At 42.2% G+C, this 17,262-nt stretch carries 12 protein-coding genes; 6 read left to right on the top strand and 6 right to left on the bottom strand.

Annotated features, from left to right (window positions below; genetic code table 11):
- Positions 1 to 96 precede the first annotated feature (96 nt).
- Positions 97 to 1,989, top strand: coding sequence for a monovalent cation:proton antiporter-2 (CPA2) family protein (locus tag MTF66_RS25080; RefSeq protein ID WP_138623463.1), 1,893 nt, complete (start codon positions 97 to 99; stop codon positions 1,987 to 1,989).
- On the opposite strand, the gene MTF66_RS25075 is transcribed toward MTF66_RS25080, so the two are convergent.
- From MTF66_RS25075 to MTF66_RS25065, 3 genes are all read right to left on the bottom strand, one after another.
- Positions 1,964 to 2,677 carry a hypothetical protein gene (locus tag MTF66_RS25075; protein ID WP_138623465.1) on the bottom strand — a complete coding sequence of 238 codons (714 nt, stop codon included), beginning with the start codon at positions 2,675 to 2,677 and terminating at the stop codon, positions 1,964 to 1,966. The two genes, MTF66_RS25080 and MTF66_RS25075, sit on opposite strands and share 26 nt — an antisense overlap.
- Positions 2,678 to 2,794: 117 nt before the next feature.
- Positions 2,795 to 4,588, bottom strand: coding sequence for an alkaline phosphatase (locus tag MTF66_RS25070; protein WP_138623467.1), 1,794 nt, complete (start codon positions 4,586 to 4,588; stop codon positions 2,795 to 2,797).
- 11 nt (positions 4,589 to 4,599) lie between these two features.
- Complete coding sequence (locus MTF66_RS25065) at positions 4,600 to 6,189, bottom strand: alkaline phosphatase (RefSeq protein WP_138623469.1); 1,590 nt, start codon at positions 6,187 to 6,189, stop codon at positions 4,600 to 4,602.
- Positions 6,190 to 6,489: 300 nt separating this feature from the next.
- Here MTF66_RS25065 and MTF66_RS25060 point away from each other — a divergent pair, with 300 nt between their 5' ends.
- Together MTF66_RS25060 and MTF66_RS25055 are read left to right on the top strand one after the other, a co-directional pair.
- Entirely contained in the window at positions 6,490 to 6,735 is a 246-nt protein-coding gene (locus MTF66_RS25060) for a DUF3297 family protein (protein WP_008112798.1), read from the top strand.
- A gap of 174 nt (positions 6,736 to 6,909) precedes the next feature.
- On the top strand, positions 6,910 to 7,812 hold the full coding sequence (locus MTF66_RS25055; RefSeq protein ID WP_010392193.1) for a homocysteine S-methyltransferase family protein: 903 nt from the start codon (positions 6,910 to 6,912) through the stop codon (positions 7,810 to 7,812).
- A 44-nt stretch (positions 7,813 to 7,856) separates the two neighbouring features.
- On the opposite strand, the gene MTF66_RS25050 is transcribed toward MTF66_RS25055, so the two are convergent.
- The 3 genes from MTF66_RS25050 to MTF66_RS25040 form a co-directional block, all read right to left on the bottom strand.
- A complete protein-coding gene (locus MTF66_RS25050) occupies positions 7,857 to 8,693 on the bottom strand; it encodes an alpha/beta hydrolase (RefSeq protein WP_055012357.1) in 837 nt (278 codons plus the stop codon).
- A gap of 73 nt (positions 8,694 to 8,766) precedes the next feature.
- Entirely contained in the window at positions 8,767 to 9,183 is a 417-nt protein-coding gene (locus MTF66_RS25045; RefSeq protein ID WP_138623471.1) for a MerC domain-containing protein, read from the bottom strand.
- Positions 9,183 to 9,674 carry a Fur family transcriptional regulator gene (locus MTF66_RS25040; protein ID WP_138623473.1) on the bottom strand — a complete coding sequence of 164 codons (492 nt, stop codon included), beginning with the start codon at positions 9,672 to 9,674 and terminating at the stop codon, positions 9,183 to 9,185. Before MTF66_RS25040 ends, MTF66_RS25045 begins: the two co-directional genes overlap by 1 nt.
- Before the next feature lie 332 nt (positions 9,675 to 10,006).
- Between MTF66_RS25040 and MTF66_RS25035 the strand changes: the two genes are divergently transcribed.
- From MTF66_RS25035 to MTF66_RS25025, 3 genes are all read left to right on the top strand, one after another.
- Complete coding sequence (locus MTF66_RS25035) at positions 10,007 to 12,430, top strand: TonB-dependent receptor (protein WP_248529017.1); 2,424 nt, start codon at positions 10,007 to 10,009, stop codon at positions 12,428 to 12,430.
- A gap of 32 nt (positions 12,431 to 12,462) precedes the next feature.
- Entirely contained in the window at positions 12,463 to 13,860 is a 1,398-nt protein-coding gene (locus tag MTF66_RS25030; RefSeq protein WP_138623477.1) for a 5-methyltetrahydrofolate--homocysteine methyltransferase, read from the top strand.
- A 145-nt stretch (positions 13,861 to 14,005) separates the two neighbouring features.
- The gene (locus MTF66_RS25025; RefSeq protein ID WP_248529015.1) at positions 14,006 to 17,227 is read left to right on the top strand and encodes a S41 family peptidase; all 3,222 of its coding nucleotides are present in this window, start codon (positions 14,006 to 14,008) and stop codon (positions 17,225 to 17,227) included.
- The last annotated feature ends 35 nt before the right edge of the window (positions 17,228 to 17,262 follow it).

Raw genomic sequence — 17,262 nt, 5'->3', positions numbered from 1 at the left:
TAGTATGCGTTAATAATGTTTCTTTCACAATTAACTCAAACTTAATTTATAGTAGTATCAAAATATAAATAACTCCTAACCTCAAGAGAGCACCCCATGCTAGAAATTGCTTTAATTTACTTAGCCGCCGCTATCGTTGCAGTTCCCATAGCAAAACGACTTGGGCTTGGCTCTGTGCTGGGTTATTTAATTGCCGGCATTTTGATAGGCCCATATGCATTAGGAGTTGTAGGTGACCAAACCGATGTAATGCACTTTGCCGAATTTGGCGTAGTGATGATGCTATTTTTGGTCGGCCTTGAACTGCAACCTTCGCGTTTGTGGACTCTGCGCCACTCAATTTTAGGGCTTGGCGGATTACAAGTAGTATTAAGTGCAGCAGCTATTTTTGCTTTTTGTTATTGGTTTTTTGCTATGCATTGGCAAACCGCACTGGCTATAGGCTTAATGCTCGCGCTATCTTCAACGGCTATTGTGCTGCAAAGCCTTGAAGAAAAAGGCTGGTTAAAGCAAGAGGCCGGACAAAATGCATTTTCAGTTTTATTATTTCAAGATATCGCCATTATTCCTATTTTAGCGCTGCTCCCCTTACTCGCTTTTGCACCACAAGGTAACTCAAAAGACATTAACGACTCCATCATTGCTAGCTGGCCTATTTGGCAACAAGTAGGGGTTTCTGTTGCGGTTATTGCCGCTATTATTGCTGGCGGTAAATATGTATCGGCACCACTGTTTAGATACATCGCGCAAACCCACATGCGTGAAATATTCACAATTTTTGCATTGTTTTTAGTGGTGGCTATTTCGCTAGTGATGCAAAGTATTGGCTTATCACCCGCACTCGGTACTTTTTTAGCCGGTGTTGTATTGGCCGAAAGTGAATTTAGACACGAGCTAGAAGCCGATATAGAGCCCTTTAAAGGCTTATTACTGGGGTTATTTTTTATCACGGTTGGCGCATCAATTAATTTTGAATTGCTGTTTAACCAGTTCAGTATCGTGATTGCCTTAGTGGTGTTATTAATTGTCATTAAAGCCTGCATTTTATTTGCCCTTGCTGTCACATTTAATATCAGCTCAAAGCAAAAACTCTTGTTTACTCTAGCACTCGCACAAGGTGGAGAATTTGCGTTTGTACTTTTAAGCGTGACCACCACATTAAGTATTTTAACTCCAGAGCAAACCAGCCTAGTGACCTTAGTGGTTGCGGTATCTATGCTAATAGCCCCTTTACTCCTGATGTTTTATGAACAACTACAAAAACGAAGTAGTAGCACTAAGCCCGAGTTTGATAAACCAGAACAAATAAGCACAGCAAAACATGTGATCATTGCCGGATATGGCCGTTTTGGGCAAATAATGGGACGTTTATTACATGCGCAAGGCTACGAAATTACCGTACTTGATCACAGCCCAAGCCAAATAGAACTGCTGCGCCGCTTTGGTAATACCGTATTTTATGGTGATGCAGCACGCCAAGAACTGCTTGAAGCAGCAGGCGCGCACACAGCACAAATGCTGGTTGTTGCAATTGATAACCCTGATAAAACCATTGAGATTATTAAGCTGGCGCATAAAAACTATCCACAATTAAAAATAGTAGCGCGTGCCATAGATCGCCGCCATGCATACCAATTACTTAATTTAAAAGTAGATGCATTTAACCGCGAAACCGTCGACTCAGCCATAAACTTAGCCATAGAATCGTTGCAATTGCTTGGTAATAGCAAAGAAGATGCTGAACGTGCTGGTAAATTATTTAGAGATCACGACCGTGCAGCGGTACTGCAACTTGCCGAACTATGGGGTGATGATGCCAGTTATGGTGTGGCTGTGCGTCAGCGTATGGAGGATTTAAAGCAAGTATTACAACAAGATAAACAAGCACGGCAAAACTTAAATACCTGTGACGCCAACGACTATAAAAATGGCTTAACCGAGAGCACGATTAAGCCAAAAAACGCTAATGATGATGCCCACCTTGAATAGCTTCGCCTTGCTGGTTATAAAAACCGGTAGCGCCGTGCTCTATAAAACCTAGGTTAATCATTTTAGCTAAAAATGGATCGCTTTCGTTATCGCCAATATCCGCGTAATCGGTGGTTTGAAAGTTATCCCATTTTGCAAACTGAGCCTTAATTGCAGGTGTATCACTGTTTACATCATTTAAGCTAAGCAAGGTTTGAGTATCACTTTTTTTATTGGTCACACTAAAAGTTTTAACTAATTTTGCTTGCGGGAGAAAAGCCAGCTTAAATTGGTTATCGCCCTCATTAAGCACATAATTTTTTACCTCATTACAACCCTCACCTTGTGAACTTACTAGGGTCATTTTTGCAATTAAATGGTTATCCACCAGCTGACTTTTAGCACTCCAATTTTGCACTCCACGTACCTCCGATGGTTGGTACTCAATACCGCGTTGTTCGGCATTAAAGTAACGAATAGGACGAAGCTGGTTATTACTTAGCTGCTGCCAAAGCTCGGTTAGTGTTTCACTTTGATGAGCCACTTGCTGATTGTTTCGCCAAAGAGTAAGTGACTGGGTGCTGTGCTGCGATTTGTGCTGATTGGTAATTTTATAGTCGGCTTTTAGTTGCGCAGCATCAATGTCGCACTGCTGAGCGAGCGTACTCGTGCTGGCCAGTGCTGAGAATATAAATAATAACTTTTTCATTGGGGTAATCTCTTAGTTAAACATTACTTTATGACTCTAAAATAACGCTTAATAATGGCATTTGTATGACACAAAAAAGCCCGCACAGTGTGCGGGCTGTTTGTTTTGCTAGTTAATTTATTGCGCTACTTTTTCATCCGCCGCTTTTACAAAATCTGCGGCAAAGTCCATTACATGGAATAAAAAGCTTTGCTCATTAGTTCCAGTCACTAAGTGGGCACCAGGTCCGGTTGCATACACACCCACATCTTCACCCGCATGGGTTTCTGATGATAGTGGCACAAGTGCTTCTTGGTGAAAGCCCGGCGTTGTAGTATCAACATTGCTTAAATCAACGCGCCCTGTAACGGGTGCAAAGTTATATCCTTCATCTGCATCGGTTTCATTGCCTAAGTCTCTAAAGCCACCACCATTAGTGTAACCAACCGTAGTATAAGGCATATCATCGGCAGCTAAACTTGGCTCTGTTTGGCCTACACCAACCACTTTACCCAATATTGGGTTACCACGCTTAGGGTAACCCGCAATGGTAAATACATGGCTGTGATCGGCCGTGACCACGATTAGTGTTTCTTCTGGGTTAGTATTTTCCATCGCCACTTTTACTGCATTCGCTAACTCAATAGTGTCGTTTAATGCATTGTAAGCGTTACCCGCATGGTGGGCGTGATCAATACGGCCCGACTCAACTGTTAAGAAAAAGCCTTTATCATTGTTATCTAAAACATTAATAGCTTTTTCGGTCATTTGCGATAGCGAAGGCTCACCAGCGATATCGTTACCGCGGTCTGCTTCGTATTGCATGTGCGATTCGTTAAATAAACCAAATACCTTTGTGGCATCATCGCTAATGGCATCAAACCCAGCTTGATCCATTACGTAAGTACCAGTCGGGTAAGTTGTTTGCCATTCTGTCACTAAATTACGCGCATCAGTACGGTCGCCTTCAACAGCACTCACCGCATCTGCAGAATTAAAGGCTGCATCTTTAGGTAAAAAATGACGACGCCCGCCACCCATAACCACTTCGATTCCGTCTACATCAACACCACTAAAACGGGCTTCTAAGTTCTTTTCAAAATTAACCAGCTGTGAAGCAATATCTTCACAATTGGCTGACTCTGAAGCTGGCATATCTGAAATATCTTCCCAGTTACGATCAGCCGACTTAGCATAAGTTGCCGCAGGCGTTGCATGGGTAATACGTGCCGTAGAAACAATACCGGTAGATTTACCAGCAATTTCAGCAAGCTCTAACGAAGTAACAAGCTCATGCCCTTTGCCTGATGCACAATTACCACGCTCAACTGCTTCATCAATACCAATTACACCCACATCGGTTTTTACACCAGAGGCCATTGCTGTCATCGTACCGGCAGAATCAGGTGTTTGTGCATCTACGTTATAAGTTTTTACAAACCCAGAATACGGCATAGTTTCAAAGCTTAATTGGTGATCTTCACCCATTTCACCCTGCAATTGCCCCGCTAAAATACGCGCTGCCGTTATGGTAGAAATACCCATACCATCACCAACAAATAAGATCACGTTTTTCGCTTTACCTGACTCTGTTACTACCTTACTTGCTGCATCTTGCGCACTAGCAAGTTTAGTTTGTGCGTCGCTAAACCAAGCATTATTACTTAATGAAGCGAGCTGTTCACTCGTTAATGAGGTAGCTGGGTCGTTACATACTAAGTTAGTGTGCGTTACTTCGCTGCTCTCTAATTGCCCATTAGTATTGGTATCAACACCGCTTTGCGTTTCTACGCCGCCATTAACACATTGTGCTGAGCCTACTGCGATTTGGTTATCTACCGCTAAAATATTATTACTGTTTTTGTCGTCATCACTCGAACACCCAGTTAATGCGACCATTACTGCTAAAGAAAGTACTGTTAATTTATTCATGTGAGCCGCCATTATTGCTGAGTTAGTTCAAGAGCTTGATTAATTAAATGAAATACAACGTTTTGTTCTATAACACCTTGAGCAAGGTGAGCACCTGGGCCCATTGCATGCAATGAAATATCTTCACCTGCATGCGTTTCAGAGCCAAGTGGAACAGTAGCCTCTTGGTGAAAACCTGGCGTATTTGTATCAACACCATTTAGCTCAACACGTCCTGCAACCGCAGCTGTTTCATAGCTTGCATCTGCATCCGTTTCATCAACTAAGTTTCTAAAACCGAGGCCATTTGCATAACCTACTGTGGTGTATGGCATGTTATCAGCAGCTAGCGTTGGTGTAGTTTGGCCAACACCAACCACTTTACCTAAAATTGGGTTACCACGTTTCGGGTAACCTGCAATAGTAAACACATGGCTGTGATCGGCTGTAACTAAAATAAGCGTTTCTTCAGGGTCGGTGCTATCAACGGCAGCTTGAACGGCTTTTGCAAATTCAATAGTGTCGTTAAGTGCGTTAAAAGCATTACCCGCATGGTGAGCATGGTCAATACGGCCCGACTCTACGGTTAAGAAAAAGCCTTTTTCGTTTTTACCCAGTACATCAATCGCTTTGGTTGTCATATCGGTAAGCGACGGCTCACCAGCTATATCGTTGGCACGGTCAGCTTCGTATTGCATGTGCGATTCGTTAAATAAGCCAAAGACTTGGGTTGCATCATCGGCAATAGCATCAAACCCAGCTTGATCCATCACATAAGTGCCATTTGGATATTGTGTTTGCCACTCAGTAACAAGGTTGCGCTCATCAGTACGATCGCCTTCTACGGCGCTCATTGCATCATTTGAATTTGCAGATGCATCTTTAGGTAAAAAGTGACGACGGCCGCCACCCATTACAAAGTCTAAGCCATCAACATCGGTACCTATAAAACGCGCTTCTAGGTTTTTTTCAAAGTTAACTAGCTGTGAGGCAATATCTTCACAGCCTGCATTAACTGCTGCCTCTGGCATGTCTGAGATATCTTCCCAGTTGCGATCAGCTGATTTAGCATACGTTGCACCCGGTGTCGCATGAGTGATACGTGCAGTTGAAACAACACCGGTAGCTAAGCCTTTAATTTCAGCCAGCTCCGTGGCTGTTAATAGTTCATTACCGATAGCCGTTGTACAGTTACCTCGTTCAACCTTCTCATCAACCCCAATAACACCCACATCGGTTTTTACCCCTGAGATCATTGCTGTCATAGTGCCTGCTGAATCTGGCGTTTGTGCGTCAACATTGTAGGTTTTAACTTGTGCTGAATACGGGAATTTTTCAAAGCTTAAATAGCCTTCTTCACCGAGCTGGTTGTTTCGTTGACCTTGTAAAATACGCGCCGCTGTTAAGGTAGAAATACCCATGCCATCGCCAACAAATAAAATTACATTTTTAGCTTTGGTGCTTTTAACCGCTTGTGCTTGCGTTGTTTTAGTTGTTAGTTTTGTTTGTGCGGCACTGTACCAGCTGCTGTCTTTTTGACTTTGCGGTAGAACATTGGCATGACTAACGGCACTAAACGCACAGGTGAGTGCGATTGCCGCAGCGACTTTTTTAATTTTCATCCGTAATTCCCATTATGTAGTGGTTATTTTTAAAAACTGTGAGCTCAAAAACATCAACCGCTGCACTATAGGAAATAGATGTTACTAATAAAGGTAATTTTAATGACAAGAAGGTGACAGCCAAATTTTATATCAATAACACCTACTTTGTATTTCCATCGACTGCTTAACCCTTCTCATAATATATGTAACAGCTCTATAAAAGCACATCACAATATATTAGTTTATTGATCTCTTGCTTGAGCATAAGCCAGCTATTGCCTACAATAGCGCATAATTAATTCAACGCAGATCACTATTATGACTGATACAAACAAACCAGAATTACCTAATCAACTGTCTATTAACCCACGTAGCAAATTTTATGTAGAAGAAGTATTTGAACATGAAATCGGTATTACTCTTAACGGTAAAGAGCGTTTTGACGTTGAAGAATACTGCATCAGCGAAGGTTGGATTAAAGTAGCAGCGCCTAAAGCGCTAGACCGTCGTGGTCAGCCATTACTTATGAAAGTAAAAGGCACTGTAGAAGCCTTTTATAAGTAAGCTAAGCCTTATTAAAACAAAGCGACACCTTTGGGTAGTCGCTTTTTTTGTGCCTTTTAAAAACAGCTTTAACATGTTGAACTTTTTTCATACTCAACCTGATGAAGTTTCATTATGAATTTTCAAAAAGTATGTTTGAATAGCTTTAATTATTTAGACGTATAGAAGTCCATTATGAGCAAGTTAATAATATTAGATGGCGGCATGGGTCGTGAACTCAAACGCATGGGCGCGCCGTTTTCACAGCCACTGTGGAGTGCGCAAGCTTTAATAGAAGCACCGCAATGTGTAACCCAAGCACACCAAGGTTTTATAGATGCTGGCGCTGAAATAATTACTGTTAACAGCTATGCATGTGTCCCCTTTCACTTGGGTGAAACGCTTTACCAAGCAAAAGGTGCTGCGCTTGCTGAGCAGGCAGCGGTTATTGCAAAAAAGGTGACTCAAAACGCAAAGCAAACGGTACTCGTTGCCGGTTCACTGCCTCCTGCCTTTGGCTCGTATCGTGCTGATTTTTTCCAAAGTGATCGCGCATTTACTATTTTAGATACCCTGTATAAAGCACAAGACGAATATGTAGATATCTGGATTGGTGAAACCATATCAAACATTGAAGAAGCGCGGGTAATGGCAAGCGTACTGAAGAATTCAAACAAGCCATGTTATTACGCATTTACCCTAAGTGATGAAGTAAGCGAACAAGCGACATTACGCTCTGGTGAATTAGTATCAGACGCTATCCTAGCACTACTCGAATATAAAATAGCGGGCATATTCTTTAACTGCTCTATTCCCGAGGTTATTGAACAAGCGCTGCGCGACACTAATCGCGTGCTAAAACAGCAAAATAAACATGTTGATTTAGGGGCATTTGCGAATGGTTTTACACCAATCGCCAGTGATTATAAAGCCAATGAAGGCTCGCAAGGTTACCGCGATTTATCACCTGCTGAGTATGTAGCATTTGCTAAACAATGGCATAGCCTAGGCGCAACAATTATTGGCGGCTGCTGTGGTATTGGCCCCGAATTTATAGCAGCGCTGGTAAAGTGGAAAAGCGACATTAAAGCGATTTAATATCAATTATTTAACTATAAAAGCATCGAAAATCCATTGCGAGCTTATTGACTGCTTCCCAATACCCAATCAAGCCCTTGTATTGCGGTGGTTGGGAATGCGGTCGCATGCTGTGCCCCTTCAATAACAATACTTTTTAATTTTATATTATCACTATTGAGCGCATTAATTTTTTTCACAAGTTGCGCTGCGCCTTCAACCATATTTTGCCCTTCACCAAAGGCTGGAGTTTCCTTTGCCCCAACAGATACATAAACCTTTATTGGTATTTGGGGCTTATTCGCTTTTAACGCTAGCAGTGCATTATTATCAAACCAAACCGACGGGCTGCCAATAATATAATTGCTAAATAGCTCAGGCATCGTAAATAAAACAGCGGCGCCAAATAAACCGCCCAACGAGTTACCTATATACGTTCTTTGCGTGTTGCTTGCTCGGTAACTTTTTTCGATAAACGGCAGCACAGTATTTTTTAAAAACAGTGCATGATTTTTAGCGTTACCGGTTTGTTTTTTCCAGCTCAGGGATTGAGTGGGCGTATAATCCCTAACTCGACTACTAGCTCCTCTTGAGCCTTTTTCATAGCTGATCGCCACAATAATAGCCTGTTGCATTTTGCCGCTATTCATTGGAAACCGTGTGGCACCGGCAACGATAGGAAATGCATACGGCGCATCGGTTAAATAAATAACAGGATACGTTTTATTAGGCTCCTTTACATATGACTTAGGTAGCTGGATAAAAATAGGATACACCCGCTTGGTAGCAGGTTCGGTGAGCTCAATAACACTACTTCTAGGGATCTCGTAGGGGGTATTTGCGCTTAATTTAAAACAGATGAAAACACAAAGTAACAGCAAAAGCCTTAAAGCAGTATTCACTAAATTAGTTTACCTAAAAAACGATATTTATAATTACAATGCCACATAGTCGCTATTTTTAACACTGGCAGTGTTAAACAAGTTGATCTGATTTATCACCTGAACAGGGGCAATTTTCGTTATTCTTTTTAAAACACTGTTGGTAATTAAACCAATGGGCTAGTGCGATAAAAGCGGAGCCAATTAAAGTGAGCGCTTTTTCGGCCTCTTCTTGACCTAGCAATACTGCAATTATCAAACAAGCTAGACCAACAACTCCACACGCCATATAACGTGTACGTTTGTGCTTTTTACAGCCTAAGCTCAAAGCTAATAAGCTTGTTGGTAATACTACAGCAAGAACCCATAAGTGAAACTGTTCAGCATTTATTTGTAGTACAGCAAGGCTTGGCAACAGCGCTAAAATAACCGATGTTGCAAAACAATGTACCGTGCACATTAACGAAAGCCCAATGGCAAACTTATCTGCTGTCGTTTGAGTCAGCTTCATTATTTATCCTTCTTTTTAATTGTGTTAGCGGTACTTTGCTGGCACCCAAAACAAACACCTGAGATTTCTAATTGCGAAGTTGCTGGCGTAAACCCTTTCATTTTCAGTTCCCTAAACAAAGATTTAACCGAATTGTTAAGGTCATTCACCTCACTTGCTTTATTACAAGAGCTACAAATTAAAAACATCGATAGTTGATGCTCTCTATCATCATTAACGTGACTGCACGGTATAAACTTATTTTCTAACTTTAATCTATGTACCAGACCTACCGACTCTAAAAAACCTAATATCCGATAAACGGACATTGCCAAAATCGGTGTATTTATTTGCTTATTAAATTGATCTGTTAACTCATAAGCAGACAAAGGTTTATTTGCTTTCAATAGAATTTCAAATACCTGCTGACGTTTTGGCGTTAATTTTTTTTCAAAGGCTTCACATCTTTTTATCGCAAAGCCCATCATCTCTTTAAATTGCTGCTTTTTCATATTACCCACTCTAATGTAGTGGGCTGATGTTTTAACTTTGCCATCCTTGTTGCTCAATGCCTCCGCTGTGGTTTTATCTAAAAATTTATTAACTAGAGATAAATAAATGTAACAACTAACTTTTGCTTTACAGCAAACAGATCCCCCACGAATAACACCTAAACAATGACAGAAACACTTAACGCACTGAATTTAAATAAAAATTCAACTTAAGTTATGTAGGTGAAGTAGCCAAATTATATATCCTGAGTGATTTTTAGTTAATTAACTATTGATACAATATAACATTTCAAGCACAATTGATACAATATAACATTCGCAAAGGAATTCAAATGACACGAAAATCTCAATTAGCTTTGTTTATAGCAGCCCTACTACCAACAAATGCACTTGCAAATACCATCGAAGGTGTTGTTCTAAACAACCAAGGTAAAGTGGTGACTAATGCAACTGTAGAAGTTGAAGGCTCAGATATAACAGCAGTAACAGATGCAAGCGGTAAGTTCGTAATAACTGATTTAAAAAGTGGTTTAAAAGAACTTCATATTACCGCCCCTGGTTATGCCCATCTGCATCGAGATATCACATTTAGTGATGATAAAGGCCAGTCAATTACCTTTAACTTAGAACGTTCACCCATTGAAGTAATTGATATTGAAGCAACGCCTATTCACATGTCGGCAATGGAATCCTCGTCTCCCGTTAGCGTGTTATCTGGCGAACAATTAAGACGGCAGCAAGCTGCAACCCTTGGCGATAGCCTTGAAAAACTCCCGGGGGTTAATACTAACTTTCATGCAAAAGTAGCCAGTACTCCTATTATTCGTGGCTTAAGCGGGCCGCGTGTTCTAATTACACAAAATGGCCTTGATGTCAGTGATGTTTCGCGCGTTGGCCCTGATCACTCAGTCGCATCAGAGGCATCAACCGCAAAACAAATCGAAGTATTACGTGGCCCTGCCACATTATTTTATGGCAGCGGCGCCATTGGTGGTGTGGTTAATGTAGTTGATAATCGGGTGCCAACAGATAGCACTACTCGCGGTGAGTGGAATGTAGAGCACAACTCTGTTGATAATCAAAAAATCGCCTCATTTAATGCCACTACTGGCACTGATTCTTTTGCATTTTATGCTGATGCCTTTTGGCGTGAAGCTGATGACTATGAAATCCCTGTGGCCGCTGAATTAGCCAACGATGACCATGACCATGACCATGACCATGAAGAGCATAGTGGCGATTACACCGTTGCAAATAGTAATGAAGAGTCTGACGGCTTCACCTTAGGTACTAGCTATCTATTTGACCAAGGTTTTGTAGGTATAGCTGTTGAGCAATTTAATCGTCAATACGGCATTCCAGGCCACACCCATGGTGGCGAAGATGTTAATAGCGCTGAGGAAAGCGTATATGCCGACTTAGAGCAAACTAAAGTGCAGTTGCTAGGTGAATATAACCTTGATAACAAATGGCTTAATAGAGTAAACCTGCGCGCAGGTTTTACAGATTACGAACATGCTGAAATTGAACATGGCGCAGTGGGTACCACGTTTGAAAATGAAACCAATGAGTTACGCGTAGACTTAATGCATAACCCGTTTGCGCAGTGGAATGGTGGTTTGAGCTTTCATTACAAACACAGTGATGTTGAAGCGCAAGGCTCTGAGGCATTCACACCACCGTCACAAACACAAAGCTTTGCTATAGCACTGATGGAAGAAAAACACTTTGGTGACTTTTTAGTGCAATTAGGTGGCCGAGTTGAACGGGTAACCATCGATGCTGATAACGTGTTACTACCTAACATTGATGCACACGCACACAATGACACCGGTGTTCATGACGATCATGCTCATGAAGAACATGCCGGCAATACTCGCGTATTTGACGTAGAACAAGAATTCACACCAGTTAGTTTATCAACAGGTGTCGTGTGGGATTTTGCACCTAGCTACAACTTAGGCTTGTCGGTATCTCGTTCTGAGCGTGCTCCTTCGGTGTCGGAGCTATTATCATTCGGCCCTCACATTGGAACTGGTACTTATGAAGTAGGCGCACTATTTGATATTCATGAAGACGGCCATTTTGGTTTATCTGAGCAAGCGCTTGACCTAGAAACAGCAAACAATATTGATTTAACGTTTCGTAAAACCCAAGGTGATATCGGTTTCATTCTTAATGCTTTCTACAACCAAGTCGACAATTATTATTACCAAATCGACACAGGCCTATACGCCGAAAGCGGCCACGACCATGGTGATGAGCATAATCATGACCACGGTGACGAGCATGATCACTCATCTGAACTCCCAGTTTATTTATTTAAAACAGATGACGTAATTTTACATGGCTTTGAAGCCCAAGTTGCATGGCAGTTAACCAATGAATTTAAAGTAGATTTATTCTCAGATTACGTTCGTGCACGCCTTAAAGACGGTGGCGATTTACCACGCACACCACCGCTACGTTTTGGTACTGAGTTTAGCTACCAAACAAATAAGCTGAGTGCGCACCTCCACGTAACTCGCTATCAAGAGCAAGACCGCACAGCACCAGAAGAAACAGCTACAAACGGCTACACCATGCTTGATGCCAGCGTTTCATATGACTTATCAGTGCTAAATCAAGATGTGTCTGTGTATCTACGAGGTACTAACTTAACAGACACAGAAGCGCGCGTGCATAGCTCATTTTTAAAGAATATAGCGCCACGTCCAGGTCGTAGCTTTGCACTAGGTATTCGCGGTTACTTTTAAGCGCTAAAAAATTATAAATAAAGGAAATTAACATGACTAAACTATTCAAATTAAAATTAATTGCACTGGCAATAAGCAGCACATTAATCACCGCTTGTGGTGATGCAGAAACAAACATTGTTGAAAAAGACCCAATAGAAGTACCTGATGACGGCCACGATCATGGCGATGGTGGCGACCACGGTGATGAATACACTATTGATTCATTAGGTAGGCTTGCGATACTTGCTGGCGATAGCAACGAAGCGAACTTTTTCGACTTAGACGACAATGAGCTTCTTGATACATTTACTCTTACTAATGATTCAAACACGCTATCGTCGTCGCCTGACTTTCGTTATGCCGTGATTGCTAGCCGCGCTCAAGATTACCTCGGCTTTATAGACGGTGGCTTATGGCGTGAAGATCACGGCGCACACCTTCATGATTACGAACAAAGCCCTGAGTTTAGCAGTTATGAGCTAACTAGCGGCAGTCGCCCTACTCACTTGGTAAAGCACGATGGTCAGTTAGCGGTATTTTATGATGGTGATGCAGCATCAGGCACAACTGCGTCTGTTGAAGTATTAACAGATAACGACATAACAAACGCAACAGCGACCTTACCTGGTATTAGTTACGACATTAATATGCATGGTGTAGCAGAGCCGCGTGGTGAGCACTTATTAGCGACCCTTCGCCGCGATGATGCTCAAAGTACATCAAACGCTAAAATCCTGCCTGACCAAGTGGGTGTTTATCATTTTCATGATGGCGAATACGAACTTGAACAAACGCTAGAACTTACATGCCCTGATTTGCACGGCGCAGCACAAAACCATGATTACGTAGCGTTCGGCTGTAGTGACGGTGTGCTATTAGCCCACCAGCATGATGACGAATATCACGCTGAAAAAGTAATAAATATTGATGCCGTCGGCGACTTACGCATTGGTAGTATATACGGCCATGAGGGCAGCGAAACCTTTATTGGTGTTGCATCTGGTCACGGCGGCGGCCCTGCTGTGATTGTGAGTATAAATCCTGCGAAAGCTGAAATGGAAGAATTTGAATGGCAACTAGCTGATGGCGCAAGCGCTGTTTCTTACTCTTTTTCTGCCAACGGTGAGCACTTTTTAGTTTTAGACAGCCTTGGTTTTTTAAACGTGCTTGAGGCGCATGCGCACGACGATCACATACACTGGGAGCTAGCAGGTCAAGTTGATATTACACAAGAAGATGTAACAACTATGCCTGAAGGCATGAAGTTTAGTATGACAGTAGCGCAAAATGGTCAGTTTGCTTACGTAGCCGACCCAATAGCCCAACACGTTGTGCAAGTACACCTAGAAGACTTAGAGATTGAAGGTGAACTAGAACTTACATTCCCACCAGCCGCGATCACTTGGTTAGGTATTGCACAAGAGGAAGAGCACGACCACGTACATTAATTTTATATCTGTATTTACTTAAAGGTTGGCGCTTTTTGCCAACCTTTTTTATTCACATTTTGTAACAGACCTTTTATCGTAAGTGCATCGCTATTTTGCACCTTATTGTTATGATGGGATCGCTATTAATATAGGATGTAATTCCATGAAAAAACTAACAACATTGGCTCTTGCCTTGGCTGCAGCAATCGCGCCGGGTGTATCGGCCTATGAGACTAAAGACACTCGTTTACTTCGCTTTCCAGATATCCATAACCAAACCGTTACCTTTGTCTACAGTGGCGATATTTATATTGCGAATACGCAAACAGGCGAAAGCAAACGCTTAACCGACCATATTGGCTTTGAAACATTTCCTAAGTTTTCCCCTGACGGTAAGCGCATTGCATTTTCAGCCGAGTATAACGGTAGCCGACAAATTTATGTGATCAACAGTGACGGTTCAAACCTAAAGCAACTTACTTATTATAATGACGTTGGCCCAATGCCACCGCGTGGAGGTTTTGATTACCGCGTTTTAGATTGGACCGCCGACGGTAAAAATGTGGTATTTAGAGCTAACCGCACACCATGGGGGAAACGTATGGGTCGCCCTTACATGGTTCCTGCAGATGGCGGACTTGAACAGCCATTAGCGATTCCAGAAACTGGTGGCGGCATGCTATCTCCAGATGGCAGCAAATATGTTTATACGCCAATTGATCGAGAATTTCGTACGTGGAAACGTACTCGTGGTGGTCGTGCGCAAGATGTATGGATTTATGATTTAGAAAAAAACACATCAGAACAACTAACTACAAACCGTGCAACCGACCAGCAACCAACTTGGGTTGGTGACGATATTTACTTTGTGTCTGACCGTGATTACACGCTAAACCTTTATCAGTACCGCAAAGGCAGCGAACCAAAAAAACTTACCAACTATAAAAACTTTGACGTACTTTGGCCCTCAGCTGGCCCAAATGCGATTGTTTATGAAAACGGCGGTTATTTATATCGCTTTGACGCAAAAACACAAGAAAGCGCTAAGCTAAGCATTAACATTGCTGGCGTGCGCCAGTACGCAATGCCGTATAGCAAAAATGTTAGCGATTTTATTGATTCTATGTCGCTCTCTCACGATGGTAAACGCGCTGTATTTACTGCCCGTGGTGAGCTATTTAGTGTACCAATTAAACAAGGGCCTACACGCAACTTATCTTACACAGAAAAAAGCCGCGAAATAGATGCAAGCTGGTCACCAAATGGGCGCTACATAGCCTACATGAGCGATGAAAGCGGCGAGTACGAAATTTACTTAAAAGATCGCAGTAAAAATAATGCTATTAAGCAACTCACTAGCAATGGCACTATTTGGCGCTTTACGCCCATTTGGTCACCAGATAGCTCTAAATTGTTGTTTTCAGATAAAAACAACACACTTTGGTGGTTAGATGCAAAATCGGGCAAGCAACACAAAATTGATACCGGTATTTACGACGAAGACGGCATTACTCAATATACTTGGTCGCCTAACAGCCAAGACATTGTATTTGTTAAAAATAACGAAAACCGTTATGCCTCGCTATGGCACTACAACCTTAAAAAAGAAAAGGTAACGCGCTTAACAGACGAAATGAGTAATGAGCAAAACCCTACTTTTTCGCCTGATGGTCAATACCTTTACTTTAGCTCAGAGCGCGACTTTAACCTGGCATTTAGTAGCTACGAGTTTGATTACATGTTTAATCGTGCAACCCGTATTTATGCGGCCGCAGTAAACGACAGTGTTAAACCGCTTATTGCCTTACAAAGTGATGAAACCACGATTGTAAAAGACGATGACGACGAAAAAGAAGACGACAAAAAAGTTAAAAACGCACTGCAAAGCAGCGACTTTATGCAGCGTGTTACCGATCTTAACGCGCCAGCGGGCGATTACCGTGGCTTAACCGCAGTAAAAGACGGCGTACTGACTCTTGCTAATGGCGCATTACAACTTATAGGTACCGAGCACGACAGTGAGCTAGAAACAGTCGCTAAAGGTGTTAGCAATTACACTATATCGAGCAACAGCGAACACCTACTTGTACGCACAAGTGGCGGTTACAGCTTAATAGAGCCTAAACCAAAGCAAGACCTAGACGCCAACAAGCTAGATTTAAGCAAAATGACGCTTAAAATCAACCCGCAAGCTGAGTGGCAACAAATGTACGTAGAAGGCTGGCGCACACTGCGTGACTGGTTCTACGACGAAAATCACCACGGTCAAGATTGGGATGCTATTTTAGCTAAATACCAACCTATGGCTGATGCTATTAGCCACCGTAGCGACCTTGATTACGTACTTAGCGAAATTGCCGGCGAAATTAACTCAGGTCATATTTACGTGCAATCGGGCGATATGCCAAAAGCCGAACGTAAAAACCATGGTTTATTAGGCGCTAAGCTTGCAAGCGACCCATCTGGTTATGCAAGAATAGAACAAATCTTTAAAGGTGAAAACTGGCATGACGATTTCCGTTCACCGCTTGGCACCACAGGCGTAAAAGCACATAACGGCGATTACATTATTGCGGTAAATGGCCGCTCGGTAAAAGACGTTGCTAACTTTTACGAACTCCTTGAAAACACCCAAGGTGAGCAAGTAGAGCTAGTGCTAAACAGCAAACCGCGTAGCAAAGGTGCGTGGCAAGTAACAGTAAAACCGGTAGCCAGTGAGCAAGGTCTACGTTATTTAGATTGGGTTAACTCGCGTGCAGCCTACGTTAATAAGCTATCAAATGGGCGTATTGGCTATGTGCACCTGCCAAATACAGCCTATGAGGGTAACCGCGCCATGTTTAAAAACTACATGCCGCAAACAACCAAAGATGCCATGATTATTGATGACCGTTACAATGGCGGTGGTTTTATTCCTGAGCATATAATCACGTGGCTTGCGCGTAAACCGCTTAACTATTGGAAACGCCGCGGTGTAGAGCCAACTAAAACACCGCAGTTTGCGCACAATGGTCCTAAAGCCATGCTAATAAATGGCTATTCAAGTTCTGGTGGTGACGCAATCCCTTACTACTTCCGCCAGGCTGGTCTAGGTAAGCTAATTGGTACCCGTACATGGGGTGGCTTAATTGGTATTTCTGGTAACCCAAGCCTTGTAGACGGCGGACAAGTAATTGCTGCTACATTCCGTATTTTAGACACAAAAGGTAACTGGATCATAGAAAACGAAGGTGTTGCACCAGATATTAAAGTAATTGATCGTCCAGAGCTTATTTATAAAGGCCAAGATCCATCAATAGAGCGTGCTGTACAAGAGTTATTAAAGGAGCTTAAAGAAAATCCTAAACAACCCTTAGTGATACCACCAGCACCTTCTAAGTTTTAATTTGCTGCATAGCTAAACAAGCTAATACCAATAAA

Source organism: Pseudoalteromonas sp. 2CM39R (assembly GCF_023161845.1).
The sequence above is the reverse complement of the archived record's forward strand: the minus strand, read 5'-3'. Positions and strand labels throughout refer to the sequence as shown.

Bases quoted from the DNA above. Each gene is read 5' to 3' on its own strand.
- MTF66_RS25080 (WP_138623463.1), top strand. From the start codon at position 97: ATGCTAGAAATTGCTTTAATTTACTTAGCCGCCGCTATCGTTGCAGTT.
- MTF66_RS25075 (WP_138623465.1), bottom strand. From the start codon at position 2,677: ATGAAAAAGTTATTATTTATATTCTCAGCACTGGCCAGCACGAGTACG.
- MTF66_RS25070 (WP_138623467.1), bottom strand. From the start codon at position 4,588: ATGAATAAATTAACAGTACTTTCTTTAGCAGTAATGGTCGCATTAACT.
- MTF66_RS25065 (WP_138623469.1), bottom strand. From the start codon at position 6,189: ATGAAAATTAAAAAAGTCGCTGCGGCAATCGCACTCACCTGTGCGTTT.
- MTF66_RS25060 (WP_008112798.1), top strand. From the start codon at position 6,490: ATGACTGATACAAACAAACCAGAATTACCTAATCAACTGTCTATTAAC.
- MTF66_RS25055 (WP_010392193.1), top strand. From the start codon at position 6,910: ATGAGCAAGTTAATAATATTAGATGGCGGCATGGGTCGTGAACTCAAA.
- MTF66_RS25045 (WP_138623471.1), bottom strand. From the start codon at position 9,183: ATGAAGCTGACTCAAACGACAGCAGATAAGTTTGCCATTGGGCTTTCG.
- MTF66_RS25040 (WP_138623473.1), bottom strand. From the start codon at position 9,674: ATGAAAAAGCAGCAATTTAAAGAGATGATGGGCTTTGCGATAAAAAGA.
- MTF66_RS25035 (WP_248529017.1), top strand. From the start codon at position 10,007: ATGACACGAAAATCTCAATTAGCTTTGTTTATAGCAGCCCTACTACCA.
- MTF66_RS25030 (WP_138623477.1), top strand. From the start codon at position 12,463: ATGACTAAACTATTCAAATTAAAATTAATTGCACTGGCAATAAGCAGC.
- MTF66_RS25025 (WP_248529015.1), top strand. From the start codon at position 14,006: ATGAAAAAACTAACAACATTGGCTCTTGCCTTGGCTGCAGCAATCGCG.